Source organism: Paenibacillus sp. FSL P2-0121 (genome assembly GCF_037975345.1).
Lineage (GTDB): Bacteria > Bacillota > Bacilli > Paenibacillales > Paenibacillaceae > Paenibacillus_AQ > Paenibacillus_AQ odorifer.
This window is the reverse complement of sequence record NZ_CP150245.1, coordinates 5,531,042-5,546,464: the sequence shown is the minus strand read 5'-3', so window position 1 is coordinate 5,546,464 and position 15,423 is coordinate 5,531,042. Positions and strand designations below refer to the sequence as shown.

Annotated in this window: 12 protein-coding genes; 6 read left to right on the top strand and 6 right to left on the bottom strand. The window is 42.6% G+C overall.

Annotation, left to right across the window (positions count from 1 at the left end; all coding sequences use genetic code 11):
• Positions 1-330: 330 nt before the first annotated feature.
• The 3 genes from MKY54_RS24505 to MKY54_RS24495 form a co-directional block, all read right to left on the bottom strand.
• Positions 331-960 (bottom strand): glycoside hydrolase domain-containing protein, encoded by a 630-nt coding sequence (locus MKY54_RS24505; RefSeq protein WP_076308783.1) that lies wholly within the window; start codon positions 958-960, stop codon positions 331-333.
• 560 nt (positions 961-1,520) lie between these two features.
• Positions 1,521-2,810: a sensor histidine kinase gene (locus MKY54_RS24500; protein ID WP_076308784.1), complete on the bottom strand. Its 1,290-nt coding sequence runs from the start codon at positions 2,808-2,810 to the stop codon at positions 1,521-1,523.
• Positions 2,803-3,540, bottom strand: coding sequence for a LytTR family DNA-binding domain-containing protein (locus MKY54_RS24495; RefSeq protein WP_076130411.1), 738 nt, complete (start codon positions 3,538-3,540; stop codon positions 2,803-2,805). The genes MKY54_RS24500 and MKY54_RS24495 overlap by 8 nt, the downstream gene beginning before the upstream one ends.
• 156 nt (positions 3,541-3,696) lie before the next feature.
• Between MKY54_RS24495 and MKY54_RS24490 the strand changes: the two genes are divergently transcribed.
• A complete protein-coding gene (locus tag MKY54_RS24490; protein WP_339169432.1) occupies positions 3,697-4,638 on the top strand; it encodes an ABC transporter ATP-binding protein in 942 nt (313 codons plus the stop codon).
• A complete protein-coding gene (locus MKY54_RS24485) occupies positions 4,635-5,417 on the top strand; it encodes a hypothetical protein (RefSeq protein ID WP_076281186.1) in 783 nt (260 codons plus the stop codon). The genes MKY54_RS24490 and MKY54_RS24485 overlap by 4 nt, the downstream gene beginning before the upstream one ends.
• A 210-nt stretch (positions 5,418-5,627) precedes the next feature.
• Here the strand turns inward: MKY54_RS24485 and MKY54_RS24480 are convergent, their stop codons facing one another.
• The 3 genes from MKY54_RS24480 to MKY54_RS24470 all read right to left on the bottom strand — a co-directional run bounded on the left by MKY54_RS24480 (position 5,628) and on the right by MKY54_RS24470 (position 9,357).
• Entirely contained in the window at positions 5,628-6,548 is a 921-nt protein-coding gene (locus tag MKY54_RS24480) for an aldo/keto reductase (RefSeq protein WP_256715863.1), read from the bottom strand.
• 162 nt (positions 6,549-6,710) lie between these two features.
• Positions 6,711-7,901 carry an enoyl-ACP reductase FabV gene (fabV, locus tag MKY54_RS24475; RefSeq protein ID WP_076303067.1) on the bottom strand — a complete coding sequence of 397 codons (1,191 nt, stop codon included), beginning with the start codon at positions 7,899-7,901 and terminating at the stop codon, positions 6,711-6,713.
• 520 nt (positions 7,902-8,421) lie between these two features.
• Positions 8,422-9,357, bottom strand: coding sequence for an aldo/keto reductase (locus tag MKY54_RS24470; protein WP_076278866.1), 936 nt, complete (start codon positions 9,355-9,357; stop codon positions 8,422-8,424).
• A gap of 182 nt (positions 9,358-9,539) precedes the next feature.
• Between MKY54_RS24470 and MKY54_RS24465 the strand changes: the two genes are divergently transcribed.
• From MKY54_RS24465 to MKY54_RS24450, 4 genes are all read left to right on the top strand, one after another.
• The gene (locus MKY54_RS24465; RefSeq protein WP_076185517.1) at positions 9,540-10,514 is read left to right on the top strand and encodes an ornithine cyclodeaminase family protein; all 975 of its coding nucleotides are present in this window, start codon (positions 9,540-9,542) and stop codon (positions 10,512-10,514) included.
• 14 nt (positions 10,515-10,528) lie between these two features.
• Positions 10,529-11,689 carry a membrane dipeptidase gene (locus tag MKY54_RS24460; RefSeq protein WP_076278864.1) on the top strand — a complete coding sequence of 387 codons (1,161 nt, stop codon included), beginning with the start codon at positions 10,529-10,531 and terminating at the stop codon, positions 11,687-11,689.
• 11 nt (positions 11,690-11,700) lie between these two features.
• Positions 11,701-13,827: a CocE/NonD family hydrolase gene (locus MKY54_RS24455; protein ID WP_076130404.1), complete on the top strand. Its 2,127-nt coding sequence runs from the start codon at positions 11,701-11,703 to the stop codon at positions 13,825-13,827.
• Positions 13,828-14,524: 697 nt separating this feature from the next.
• The gene (locus MKY54_RS24450) at positions 14,525-15,250 is read left to right on the top strand and encodes a BofC C-terminal domain-containing protein (RefSeq protein ID WP_076130403.1); all 726 of its coding nucleotides are present in this window, start codon (positions 14,525-14,527) and stop codon (positions 15,248-15,250) included.
• Positions 15,251-15,423: the final 173 nt, after the last annotated feature.

The following is a 15,423-nucleotide window of genomic DNA, read 5'->3' as shown; positions in this document are numbered from 1 at the left end:
GTCCAATGGGATCTCAGATAATGGAAAAATAGATACGATGAATACTAATTCCCGAACTAAAGTCAAAAAGGCTTCTATCCTAAAGTATGCCTAAGGATAGAAGCCTATGAGAGAAATATTCGAAAAGAGTATTAGCGAATTGTAAGGGATCCAATTTTGCAACGTTCATTGATTAAAAAATAACATGAATCCAATGAATTAATATGTTGTGTTACAGATGCAACTTCTTATAGGATATTATAAGGTATCTAGCGGTACATGCAGCAGTGAGAAAATTCGGAGGCTAAAGGATCCCTTCTATTTGTTTCTCAATTTGAATAAAATAGGTTACTATTTCCAACCCCCTCCTCCATGAGAAGATGACTCTACGTAATCAATCTTAATCTGACCGTTGCCTGAGCCAAGCGTGGTGTTAAAATTATATTGACGTAAGTTCCAATCATTGAAAGTCCCTGCCCAGCTATTATCGACGATAAAAGTATAACGTGTCGTAGCTGAGAAGGAGCCGCGGATGTAGGCACAAACAGCTCTTGAACCGTAGATTCCCACTTTATAACCGTTAGGATTTTGAGTGCTGCTGTTTAGAACTGACATTATCCCTTGGAAATAAGGCACAACATTTCCAGTAATTTGAGTAGTGGTCATATCGCGATCCACGGCGAAATAAATCGGAGTGGCATTCGTTTGTCCGAAGTCATTTGCCAATTCTACAGCATCTTTCGCATCACTAACACCCTGTGCATTCGTAAAGTAACTGACAGTTGTTCCACCTTTGTTTTCATAAAGGGATACTATGAACAGCCCAGCATTAGAAATTCGTGTAATCTCAGCATCTGTAAGCCCGTCATGAGAACCTTCTACACGGTTCAGGTATCGTCCAACAAATGTAAAGTTATTATTTTGAAGTGTCATCAATCTTGCTGAAGTAACGTTTGTTGCAGTATCACAACCCAGTGCCAATGTGGTTTCCTTCTTTCAAATTATTAGATAGATTTCTTTAAACTGCATTCATAAGACCTCTATGAGAAAGATTGGCGCCAACCTAAAATAGTATATGAGAAATAGTTCACAAGTTCTTGGGGGAATAATTTAGTAGATATAAAAGAGGCAATTGACTTTAGTTGGATATGAGGTTCAACCGTGCTAGATTCATTGTTTGAGGAGTAACTAGCATATTTATAAATCTAATCTAGAAAAAGAAGAACAGATCTGCATTTTTATTGAGATTTTTATTAAATTTCGCTTAAGTTTGTTAGGGGAGAGTTGGTTTTCTCGTAGTGCATTTCGTTCTCTTTCTAATGTCCAACTGTGGGAGTTTTGTATCCTTATGACTTTTTGTGAATGCGGAAAAAGCCGCGAAAAAGCTTCATTGTACAAGAATTTTTTTTGGCTTTTTAGATTTCTATTCTTAGACTTATATTTCGGTATCCTCACAATAATATGTTTACTCAAAATCGAGAGGAAAACTGTGGAGGTTCGATTTATCTTACTGTTAACTAAAAAAGAACACCCTATTGTACTTACGATAGGCTGTTCCTTTTTTTACAGGGGACCATAAAAAGAACAATTTCGACTTGAAATAGATTATTGTTATATGAAATATCTACTAAGCCATTACTATCCTCTACGACCTTCTGGATACTTTTTAAGCCTATACCATGACCGGATTTATTAGTTTTTGTGGAGCAGATGTCGCCAAAACGATTCGTATGAATTTCATTCACATAAGGATTCTGAATCCGGATGAACAAGCTTTCATTAAGATAATGCATATGTATGGTTATATAGCACTCTTCATTTCTTTTATCGCAACAAGCTTCAATGGCATTGTCCAGTGCATTTCCTAAAATCACACTGATAACTGTGGTGTCGAGCGTCAGTTGTGCAGGGATGTTCAAGTCTAACTTGAAGGGGATCTGATGCTTTTCAGCGACCTGCTGCTTGTAGTTGATAATGGAATCAATAATCGTATTCCCGCTATTGCTAACGCCTATTGGGTTGTCTATTTGCCCCAGTAAGTTGTCCAACTCATTTAGATTGGCAGCTTCACCGGATTGTACCTTTGCGCGTAAACCTATGAGAATATTTTTAATATCATGCTGGAACTTAAAAGATTCTTCCTGTATTTCTTTTGTCAAAAGATATTGATTTACATAGTAAGCATTTTGTTGCTCAAGTAAATAACTTTGGTTCTGTACAGATTGGATAACTAACATACGGTCGCATAAGATAAATATCAATAAATTTATAATGAGTAGTCCTGTGGACAGGATTGGAACAAGGGTAGGGAAGGACTGCATATAAAGGCTGGATGCGAAGCTGTAGATCCCTAGTGTGCTTATAGAAGGGCAAATAAATAATAGAACCCAATACCATTTAGATAACCCGCCATTTCCAAAGGCTTTAGCTACGCGCACGGATACAAAAGCTAATATAAACATCAGCAGCTTGGAAAGAAACTGGTTCAGAATATATCCCTTTGTCGAGTAAAATAGGGGCAGTGATAACTCACTAAGCGTAATAAGCGCAACCAGAAAAAGAGCGGCAACGATCCGCCATTTGATATTTCCATTGTAAAAAAAAGATAAGAGAGCAATCAGGCCAATATTGAGAGTGAGTAGGATTGAGCCTGGCAGTGAGCTATAGTGCAGAAAGACAATACAGAGGAAATATAGGGAGTACACGATAACAAGATTGGCTTTGGTGGTAAGTCGGCTAACGAAACAATGGCTGTAGAAGTAATGAATGATGATAGGTAAAAGTGGAAGCGTTACTAGATAAAATAACTCCTCCAGAAAGATATTATCCAACAAGACTCCCCCTGAATTTCAGATATTTTTTCTTAAAATCGGCACTGTATTTTGCACTAATGGGTAAGGCTTCACCATTTAGGAGAATTACTCCTTGGTTACTGATTTCTTTAATAAAGTAAAAGTTAACGATGTAGGATTGATGGATTCGGACAAAATCGCTCACAGGAAGCTTCTGCTCTTCCTCGTTTAGTGTACTGTAGTAGTCGAGTTGATCCTTGCAGGAATAAAGAATAATTCTCCGCCGGTTGCTTTCCAGATAGATGATATTTCGATAGGGGATTAGAATTTCTTTTCCTTTTTGCTGTAGTGATAAGAAGTTTTTTTTGCCTTGCTGGAGCTTGCGAATTACTTTTTCAATCGTAGAAATCAGTTTTTGCTTAAATATCTCTGAATCGATAGGTTTCTTGATAAATCCCGAGGGCTGAACATCGAAGAGTTGCAGATGATATTCATCATGACTAGAGACATAGATAAGCTGCACTAGATCATTTTCATCATTTCCCCGCAGTACATACCCAGCTTTTATTCCATCCATATCCGCCATTTCAATGTCCATAAAAATAATATCAAACGCGCAGGCCTCTTGAATGGCCTTAGTGAAGCTTTCTCCGGAATAAAAGATCGACACCTCTATTTTACTTGTGAAATTCCTTTGAGTCTCCAGAATAAGTCTCTCTATTAATTCAGTAGTGGGAAAGTCATCATCACAGACAGCAATACGTATCACTTTATCATTCCTTTCGCCAAGAATTGTCCAAAATATCCGGGAATTTGTCGACCATATAAGTCACATTATACAAATCCTTCTTAATAATTACATTAACTAACTTGATTGTTACAGTTTGAATGTAGAGTTCATGGCAACATGTTAGGATGTGGAAAAGTGAAAAGAGGAGTGTTTGATTTGACTCAAACGATCTTTGAGGCCAAAGGTTTAAGCAAACAATACGGAGAGTCTTTTGCGCTTCAGGATGTCTATATGACGATTGGGGTAGGAGATATTTATGGGTTTGTTGGCGAAAATGGGGCAGGTAAAACTACATTAATGAAAATAATAGGCGGATTGGTACATCCGACACATGGCGAAATCTCTCTTTTTGAAAAAAAGGACACAAAAGCTGTTCACGAGGCGAGGCGAAAGGTTGGATTTCTAATTGAAAGGCCAGCGCTTTATCCTAATCTAAATGCGAAGCAAAATCTTACGTTTTATTGCCGTGCGTTTGGGATTAAGGATAAGAGCAGAATTGCGGAAGTATTGCAGGCAGTTTCTCTGGCAGATGCCGGTTCTAAGCTAACCTCAGAATACTCCCTTGGGATGAAACAACGTTTAGGTCTGGCTATTGCTCTACTTAACGATCCCAAATTTCTGGTATTGGACGAGCCTATTAATGGTCTTGATCCGTCAGGCATTGTTGAAGTGCGAAAGATCCTGGAGAAGCTATCCAAAGAACAAGGAGTGACTATATTAATCTCCAGTCATATTTTAAGTGAGTTGCAGCTACTTGCGACCCAATACGGTTTTATTCATAAAGGAAGGTTAATCAAAGAAGCTTCTGCGGAGGAACTCTTACATACGGCGGAAACAAAAATCTGTATTCGAACGGCTGATCCCGCAGCGACACTTCAGATTTTAAAAAGTGAACTCCAACTAGAAACCATTACGATCAGCGAAGCTGGAGAAATTCAAATTCCTAAAGAGAGTACAAATCTAGAAGAGCTGATGTCTTTTTTTCTAAAGCGGGGCATCCATATTGAAGGGATTAACCTGTCGGCTCCAAATCTTGAGAACTATTATATGGATCTAATTGCTGGAGGTAACGAATGAGGAATTTTCTTAAGGCTGAAGCTTATTATGTAACCAAGGATCCCATGTTCAAGGGGATAAGTCTTCTTTTGCTGTTTGGAAGTGCCTTATTACTGGTTTGGATGGGGGTACAAGTAGGATTTGATATAGACAGTCCTTTAGAGCCTTTAATCACTAGCATTCAGTTATCTTTTTTTCTGTATTTTATCATCCCGATTTACGTTTGTTTTTTTGCTACCGAGGGATTTGAGTATGGGTCGGTTCAAACCATTATCGCTTCGGGTCAGAGCAGGTCATTATATTTACTGGGAAAATATCTGACCGAATTAAAAGTGGTATTATGGTGGGTAATTCAATTTTTTGGTCTTTTTTATGTATTGTATATGCTGGCAGCGCTTGTTACGGGTTCCCATATCGGAAATGAAAGCTTAGAGGGGAAGTTTATCGTTGCTATGGGGGCTATTGGATTCAATATTTTGTATCTCGCAGCTTATTCCGCTGTCGTGCTGTTGTTAGGAGTATTGATGAAAAAATCGGCTACCGCTGTTATTGCCACGTTTGTTTTTGTATTTGGCGATTTTCTGCTCAGTGGTTATCTGAAAGACTCTTCGTATGTATATCTGAGAGTGATTTCTGAAAATACGCTAACGACGCAAATTTTTAAATTCTCTGCTGTAAATTCACATGAAATATATACCCTAAACGAGGGTGTTCGTATGATCCTAATCCCTGTTGTAATCATAGGAGTTTGCTTGAGCGTTGCTTTAATTTCTTTTGAAAAGAGAGATGTGCATCTATAGGAAGGAAGGATGGATTATGAAAAAGGATAACAAAAGATTCACTATGATCTTAAGTATTTCGGTAGTAGTTATTATTTTTTGTGTTCTTTTTGTGAGTATACGAATATCTTGACGCTGTCTATCTAGTTTTACTAGAACGTGAGGATTGAATCGCTCTCTGGTAAAAAAGCCACGGCGTACGTTAATAACGTACCTCGTGGCTTTAGGTGTTTATGGAAGGACATTGCCGGCAGCACGGTAGATTTCATACCATTCTTGCCGAGTGAGAGTAATATCGGAAGCTTTGGCAATATCACGCAAGCGCTGCGTATTAGTTGTGCCAACGACAGGCTGCATATTTGCCGGATGTCTGAGAATCCATGCGATGGCAATCGCTGTATTGGTTACGTCTTTTTCAGCTGCTAAGCGGTTAATGACCTCGTTCAATTCAGGGAACTTATCGTTATCTAAGAATACGCCTTCAAAGAAGCCATATTGGAAAGGCGACCAAGGCTGAATGGTCATGTCATGCAGGCGACTGTACTCCAAAATCCCGCCATCATGAACAACTGAACCGGAGTTAGTCATATTCACATTGAAACCTGTATCAATCATGCCAGTGACCATAATGCTCAATTGCAGCTGGTTGAACAGCAGCGGTTGCTTTACACTTTTTTTAAGCAGCTCGATTTGCAACGGGTTCTGATTGCTGACACCAAAGTGTTTGACCATACCTTTGCTTTCCAGAATATCAAAAGCCTCAGCGACTTCTTCTGGCTCGAATAGCGTATCAGGACGGTGAAGCAGTAGGACGTCGATATAGTCTGTTTTCAAGCGCTTAAGGCTGCCTTCCACGGATTGCAGGATATGTTCCTTGGAGAAATCAAAAAAACCGTTGCGGATTCCGCATTTGGTTTGGATCATCATTTTATCACGCATACCCGGATTGTTCTCCAGTACACCTGCGAATACTTCCTCGGCTTTGCCAGCTGCGTAGATGTCGGCGTGGTCAAAAAAGTCTATTCCGAGCTCGAGGGCACTATGTACATGTGTATCTGCTTCTTTTGCAGATAAATCAGCAATCCGCATACAGCCAAGCGAAATTTGTGACACCTCAAGTGCGCCGTTTGCTACACTAATTTTTTTAACCAAAAGTGACTCACTCCTTCGAATGTTAGTAGAACATGCAGTATTCAATCAAACCATATCATAAAGAGGGGAGGTAAGCCAATGTCTATCTAAAAGAGAAAGAGGTTATCTCGTCAGTAGAATTCACTACTTCAGAGATAACCTCATTTGTCTATAGATCAGTTATTAATACATATTTGGAATGTCGACATTAGGATCAATGTCAGCTTCGTAGTCTACACCCTCTGTTCTAAAACCAAACAGATTAAAGAAATCTTGGCGGTAGCCTTCAAGATCAGCAAGCTCACCTGCATTGTTGGTTGTCAGCTCGTCCCAACGTTTCATAACCTCAGTCTGAACATCCTCACGCATTTCCCAGTCATCAATTCGGATCAAGCAGCCTCCGTCAGCAGTAGCTTCGCCCCCACTGTAAAGATGCTCAGAGAATAAACGGTACATTTGTTCAATACAGTTCTCGTGCAGCCCTTTTTCCTTCATTACTTCATACAATGCAGAGATATAAAGAGGGACTACAGGAATCGCGGAGCTGGATTGGGTTACCAGAGCTTTGTTCACGGAAACAAAAGCACGTCCACCTTGAGTGGACAGGCGATCATTCAGTTGGATCGCTGTTTGTTCCAGATCATGTTTGGCTTGACCAATCGTTCCGTCGCGATAGATAGGGTGAGTGATTTCAGGCCCGATGTAGGAGTAAGCAACGGTTGTAGCTCCCTCGGCAAGCACGCCAGCTGCTTGAAGCTGATCGATCCACATTCTCCAGTCTTCGCCGCCCATAACTGCGATGGTCTGACGTACTTCCTCTTCTGAAGCAGGCTCAATAGTGGTCATGGAAACTTCACCTGTATGGAAGTTCAAGGTTTTGTTCGAATAAGCGGTTCCCACCGGTTTAATGACGGAGGAGAAGGTTTCTCCTGTTACCGGATGAGTGCGGCGTGGTGAAGCGACACTATAGACAACTAAATCAACTGTGCCATATTCAGCTTTAATCAATTCAATGGTCTTCTCTTTGATAGCATCGGAGAAGGCATCGCCAACTATGCTGTGAGATTTAAGTCCAAGCTGCGCTGCTTGTTGTTCAAAAGCAGCAGAGTTGTACCAGCCAGCAGAAGCTGTACGTTGACCTTCAGCAGCTTTATCAAAGAAAACACCAATGGTGTTGGCGCCCGCACCAAAAGCGGCTGAAATTCTGGAAGCTAGTCCGTATCCGGTAGAAGCGCCAATGACTAGTACATTAGCAGGTCCCTCAATTTTCTTTTGTGCTTTTACATATTCAATTTGTTGTTGTATTTGTTTGGCGCATCCCTCTGGATGGGCTGTTGTACATATAAATCCGCGAGTTTTAGGTTGAATAATCATCAAGGAATTCCCCTTTTTATAAAAATTAAAGTCCAATGTTACTTCAGAGAAAGTATAGCAAACAATATTTACTAATACAAAGAATTTAGGATATTGGAGAAGAATGATTGCTCTCCACTACGATCGACTGCCATCCGCTGCCGCTTACGGACCCAGATGACGTTATATGCAAATTTATCGCCTTTTCAGCAGGGTTTCGGACCCCAGAGACGTTATTGCTTAGAAAAAGGTTCATATTAGGTGTATTTTGTGCCAATAGAGGCTATGAGGTCCGTTGGAATTCCAAATGTGCAATAATGCTGCGTTAAGGGTCAACTGTGTCCGATAGGGGCATTGTGCGGGGAGCTGTGATAGGTCGACCGAACGTACGAAGGAAATAAAACGAACGAATGACGAATCTTACGAATCGTGGCAATCGAACTATCTAACCCGAATCATCCGATGAACCCAAGCACAAAAGGGGCTGCCCCAGCAGCCATTTCGTGGCCATGGGACAACCCCTTAATCTAATGAGGCTAGATTACGCCTTAAATATGGAATCTATAGTTTTGATCTCTTCTGGTGTCAGCCGCACCTTCAGCGTCTCTAAGTTGGAAACGATCTGCTCAGGACGTTTGGCGCCCGGAATAAGCGCATCGATGGAAGGTACGGTCAAATACCAGGCAAGTACGACATGTGCGACTTCGACACCTTTAGCATTGGCAATCTGACGAACCTTGTCCACCTTCTCCAGATTCTTGGCAAAGGTCTCCCCTTGAAATAGCGGGTCATTTTTTCTAATGTCGCTGAATGTATCGCCTTGCTTATATTTGCCGCCCAGCAGGCCCGACGCAAGTGGGAAATAGGGCACGAAAGAAATGCCATGCTCCTGCGTATAAGGCAGCAAATCTTGTTCCGCATCACGATGCAGCAGATTGTAGTGGGATTGAAGAACATCCACATGACCGTCTTTGTTGGCTTCTTTCAGCTGATCAATGGAGAAGTTAGACACCCCGATGGCTCTAATCTTCCCTTCATCCTTCAGCTTCTTAAGTTCACCTACAGCTTCGTCCTTAGGTGTGCTTTCATCAGGGAAATGAATATAGTAAAGATCAATATAATCGGTCTGGAGGCGTTTCAAGCTGTCTTCTACAGACTGTCTTAGAAAAGCTGGAGAGTTGTCGAGTGTAATCTTGTCACCGGTAATCACGTGAGCGCCTTTAGTAGCAATGACCACATTGTCGCGGCCGCCTCTTTCCTTCAGCACTTCGCCAATCAGTTCCTCGGATCTTCCTGGTCCATAAATAAAGGCGGAATCAATAAAATTAATCCCATGATCCAGAGCGCTGCGCACAATATTTCTGCCGGTTTCATCATTTAAACCCGGAAATAAATTATGCCCGCCAACAGCATTGGCACCCAGACCCAGCGGGAGAACCTGCAGATTGGTTTTTCCTAAAGTTATTTTATTAGCCATAATCAATAGTCAGCTCCTTAAAATATAATACGTACTATATTAAGTATAGAGAATAACTCGGGTCAGGACAAATTTTGCCTTCCAGCTTTATACATGAATATTTAAACCGGATAAGTTATGATAGTAAGAAAATTTTATATTTGCGTTCGTGCAATCATGATGAGGAGAAGGAGGTCCGTCTTATGCTAGTCATTAATCAAAATGAAGTGGCCGAACTGTTAGCTATGGAATCTTGCATCTCCGTTATGGAATCTGTTTTGAAGGCTCTGTCCGCTGGACAAGCCGTACAAAGCTTAAGACAAGTGCTTCCTTTACAAAAGAGCAATCTGCTCGGCTTAATGCCGGGTTATTTGCAGCATGAAGAGGTAGCTGGTGCCAAAATCATCAGTGTATTTCCCAGCAATCATGGTTCAGGCCTGCCTTCTCATCAAGGTCTTGTTACCCTATTCGATTCATCTACGGGTGTTCTGAAAGCTATAGTGGATGGACAAAAGATTACAGCCATTCGTACGGCGGCAGTCAGTGCAGCAGCAACCCGATATCTGGCCAGAGAGGATGCCGAAATCCTTGCTCTTCTTGGAACTGGGGAACAAGCAAAAAGTCATCTGGAAGCGATGTTGCGGGTTCGACCCATCCGTGAGGTAAAAGTATGGAGCAGGACACTCGCAAAGGCACAGGATTTTCAAATGGAGATGAGCCAAAAATATGATGTGCAGATCATTGTTGCCGAGACAGTTCAAGCGGCAGTCAGCGCAGCGGATATCATTTGTACCGTGACGGCATCCACCGAACCTGTGCTCAAGGGAGAATGGCTGAAACCGGGTGTACATATCAATGCTGTCGGCGCATGCAGACCAAATGACCGTGAGCTGGATTCGGAGACCGTCCAATTAGCTAAGTTATATGTAGATCGGCTGGAATCCGCTCAGAATGAATCTGGTGATTATTTAATCCCGCTGAACGAAGGCAAAATTACAGCAGATCATATTGTCGGGGAGATTGGTGAGCTGATCAGTGGCACTATCGAGGGCAGAAGGTCCGCAGCTGACATTACTCTTTTTAAAGGATTAGGGCTGGCCATTGAGGATTTAGCAGCAGCTAATTTTATATATAATGAAGCTGTTAGATTACATAAAGGCACTGAAATTGCATTCTAAGGAGCGACTACACGATGAGCACTTATGAAGGTCTGTATGATTTCAAGTTGACGGAGCAAGAGGAGGAGCGGGCTAAACGCTTGCATGAACAGAACATTATTATCGATCTGCTGTTTCAAGGCCCCTTATCTCCAAGCGCGATTCCAGACTCTATCTCTGACAGAATCAAAGAATTATGTGAGCCTTATAAAGATGAGCCAATGGTATACAGCAGTATGCCTGCAAAAATCATCACAAAGCTATCTGCGAGCGGAGAGATCCCTGAGTATAAGGAAGAGTGGTACAAGTCCGGAATTACAGCAGGGAACCGCGAACTTCATTTGGAATCCTTAGACAGCATCATTACAAGCATGGCAGAGGTACAGCTGCAATTTGATTCTGCAGATTGGTTAATCAAAGCCTTAACTGCCGAAGACATACGTGCTGCCAAGCGTAATGGTTATAAAGCGGGCATTATCACAGCACAAGAAACGGATGGTCTGGGCACGAATCTCGATCAATTAGATGTACTTTATAACTTCGGATTAAGAATTATACAATTGACCTACAACAATCAGAACCAGATTGGGGCGGGCTGCGCAGAACAATCGAACGCCGGGGTCACTAATTTTGGGAAAAGATTCATTGCACGCTTGAACAAGCTGGGGATCATTGTAGATACGGGGCATTGCGGGAAACAGACTACGTTAGATGCCTGCGCTTATTCCACAACTCCTGTGATTGCTTCACATACGGGTGTAGAGGCGATCTATCCGCATATGCGCTGTAAAAGTGATGAGGAGATTATCGCGATAGCCAAGACGGGTGGAGTTATTGGTATTTTTGCTATGCCTTGGTTTGTTCATGAAGATCCTAAACATACAACTATTGACCATGTGCTGGATCATATCGAATATGTAATCCGGCTTGTAGGCGTGGATCATGTCGGAATTGGAACGGATTGGCCGATGAGCGATGTGCTCTGGTCATTGGTTTATTTTAAAGAACATATCGCACCCAAGCTTGGATTCGCCAAAGGAGACGGACCTTCTACAGAAACCGTTGCTGGACTTGAGAAATATAGTTATTTTATTAACTTTACTAGAGGTTTGGTTGCCCGCGGTTATGCGGATGCAGATATTGCTAAGATCATGGGCGGCAACTGGCTGCGCGTATTTGAAGAAATTTGCGGATAGGGGATAAACAGATGACAACCTACTTACACACATCTACATTTAACGTCTACTTTTCTGGTGTTTATACAGGCAAAATTCATTTTACAGAGCAACAGATCATGCTAGCTAAGGTCGATCCGCGCAGAAGAACGCAAATGCAGGACAATGTGCTGGATGGACAGTTCAAGACCGTACTCCCGCTTCAAAAAATCCATAAACATTTGGATGCTTATGCTAATGCAGAATGGGCAGAAGACGAGGTAGTGCTGAGTAATGGCGATATCTATCAAAAGCATATCCAGTATCAGGCGCAGATTGAAGGCCGCGAACTGACCTCACAAGTATGGGCGCTGCGCAAAGAGACGGCTCTGGACATTGTGACTTTGGACGGGGAAATTATCGCTTTTTTAACGCCGAATCGGTATGGTATTGAGCTTATGGTTAAAGCAGGTTATGAGAAGCTGACTCCGTTAGTGGTCTACGACGATCCTCTTCTATCCAAGGCAGAATATGGTGTGAACGATTTGGGTACTGATCTGATTCCGATGCGCGATGGGGTGAAGTTGGCGACAGATGTTTTTTTACCAGAGGGCATTAAGCCGGGAACTAAGCTGCCGACAATTCTCGTAAGAACATGTTATGACCGCAACGGAAAAAAAGAGATTTTTATGAGATGGGCCAATAAAGGTTATGCAGTAGTATCGCAGGATGTTAGAGGTCGGGCGGATTCGGAAGGCGAACTGATTCCTTTTTATAATGAACGGGATGACGGTTATGATACGATTGACTGGATTATTGCTCAGGAATGGTCGGATGGCAACGTCGGCATGTGGGGCGCATCCTATCTAGGTTTTGTTGTTGTGGCGGCGGCCACCAGTGGGCACCCGAATCTGAAGGCGGTTGTGGATGAAGTGAACGTGGGCTCTCCATTTGTTGATACCGTTCGCAAAGGGGGAACCCTTTGTTCTTGGCCATTGCTCTCTTGGACTCTTGCTCAATCTGTGGGTACTCGGACGGATTTTGATATCTTTGGAGGCATTACGGTGAATCCGGAAGCAGCCGTTGATGCAAGACCGATTAAAGAGATCCCTCAGCAAATGATTGGCAAAACATCAGGTCCATGGGATCTGTGGAGCCAGCATCCGGAGTATGATGATTTCTGGAAAAACTGTACTTTTACCGAGCGCGGTGATCAGGTGCAGGTGCCTATGTATGTTATCTCAGGCTGGTATGACGGCGATAGCGCCGGCGTATCGGAAACATGGAGAATGCTAACAGAACATGATGTGCCAAATCGAAAAATCCGTCTGGGCGCTTGGGAGCACGGGCCTAACAGAGCCAGAGACTATGAAGGTGTGAGCTTCGGCAATGATGCTGTAATCTATGATTACGATGTTTCTGTGCTGCGCTGGTTCGACCGCTTCCTCAAAGGCATTCCAAATGGAATAGATCAGGAGCCTAGAGCCTCTTATTATGTTGTTGGTGAAAATCAGTGGAGAACGTCCGCGGATTGGACACCTGCTGAAGCCACAACTTCTTCCTTCTACCTTTCCAGCGGCGGGCGAGCGAATTCAGGACAAGGGGATGGGCAACTGCTTGCAGCGCCTGAGGAACATTCTCCTGAAGATACTTATATCTATAATCCTCATGATCCTATGAATGATAGCGGTGAACGAGAGCCTGAGAATTTGCGAAAATACGAGCTGCGCAATGATATCCTTGTCTACACTAGTGATATTCTGACGGATGAGCTGACTGTGGCCGGAGAATTGTCTGCGGTTATCTATGCTGCCAGCACTGGCAAAGATACGGATTGGGTTGTTACGCTTAGTGACGTGAATGAACAAGGGGACTCTATCCGGTTATCCAATTATATTGTCAGAGCTAAATACCGTCATGGATTGGAAGCGCCTGAGCTGCTGATTCCTGGGCAGGTGGAGAAATATGATATTTTCATGCCGAATATTGCCCATAGATTTGCTGTGGGACACCGAATTCGGTTCTCGATTACTTCGTCCAGTAAATTCGTTGCTTTCCCTAATACAAATACAGGCAGTAATCCGTATGAAGATTCAGAAGCGATTACTGTGCTGCAGACTGTTTACCATAATCGTGAGTATCCGAGCCATGTGAAGCTACCGGTGGTTCCTAACGCTTAAATGTGATTTTAATACGAAGAAGGGGCTGTACAAAGGTAAAGGGAATTAACACTTGAAGCTGAAGCAGCATTTGATGACAAATGATGCTTCAAGTGACGTACCGAGAGAGTACTGAGTGAACACCGAGTGAACACCGAGTGAGGCCTAGGTGAAACAAAAAGTGAAGAATGAGCTTATGCTTCAATTGAAGCGAAAAGTAAAACTCTTATAGAGCGATTAGGGAATTTCTCCCTGAAATTCTTAGGATTCTGGTCGTCAGGCATATAATTGAGGAAAAACTCCCTAATTTTATGTCTGATTCCCCGGAAATAAGGAAAATAGCCTATTTATTAGGGAGGAATTCCCTGGTTTCGTTCATTTAGAGCAAATTTCTCCTACTTTCAGGGAGTTTTTCCCTAATTAGTTTTAGATCCACTCCGCACAACGCGCAAACGCAGAACACATACTCCCAGCACCAGAACGCATTCCCCAGCACGCAAACGCAGAACGCCTACATCGCCACCATCCCAAACGCCATCGCCCAATCCAATGGCATAGCGCACTAAGAACTAATAGTCTATTGGTTATACCATAAATCTTGAACTATACTGCAAGGTCAACCTTGTATTTTTGGAGAAATGTCGATTATTCACAGAAAAGCGCATAAATGCTCCCTTCTTAGGTCACAATAGGGAAAAACCAGAATGAAGGGATTAACGTGAACGCGTTTCGCTTAAAAAAACAACTTTGGCGGCGATGGAGACGTTGGAAAAAGGCGCTTTGGGTAGGAGCTGCTTGTATAGCTTTTACTGTACTGGCTTGGCGCAGTATGCAGGTACCTGAGGAAATCAGTGGACTGCTGACGAATTCTAGCTGGGCGGATAGTGCCGATAGTGAGCTGGCCGCAGCTGTCTTTAAAGTAGGCGAGGACAGTGATGAGGCAAAAGAGAAGGGCACTTTAAATAATGAACAACTGCTGCAAACCATCACCCAAAGTGGGCTCAGCAGAACCGTTCATTTAAAAACAACCTATGTGTCCGGAGAAGAGATTCAGACGTTGCCGGGCGTAAAGAACCCGCTTCAGCTGAAGACTATAATCAATGAACACCCTGAATGGAGCGGTTGGATTAGTTCAGAAGGGGATTTGTGGCTGGAACAAAAAGTGAATGATTTATCGACAATGATAAAAAATGAAGCTTACATTGGTGTAGATGCGTTTGGGAATTTGACCTTGTTTAAAGGTCCGCCAGTTCAGGAGAAGGTACTGAAGACTTTTTTTCAAATGGATATGGGTTCCCTGAAATCCTCATTGCCGGAAAATATTTGGAAAGAGCTTCATGAGGGGATTCGTGTTCAGGATATTGAAGAGTACAACAGTGTGCTGTCTACCTTCAGTGATTATGCCCGCGAAGCTGCTGAGCATGTCATGCAGAACAAGCAATAGCTTTGATAAAGCTGTCCTAAAGTCATTATTAATGGCTGAGGGCAGCTTTTTTGTGTGAAATGAAACGGGGAAGAGTCTTAGCTGTAGGCCTAAAGTTGCCATTTCGCTGCAAACAGTAAACTTTTTTTCTCCCGCAAGGGCGATTTTTGCTATAATGGTTAGAAGGAATACAT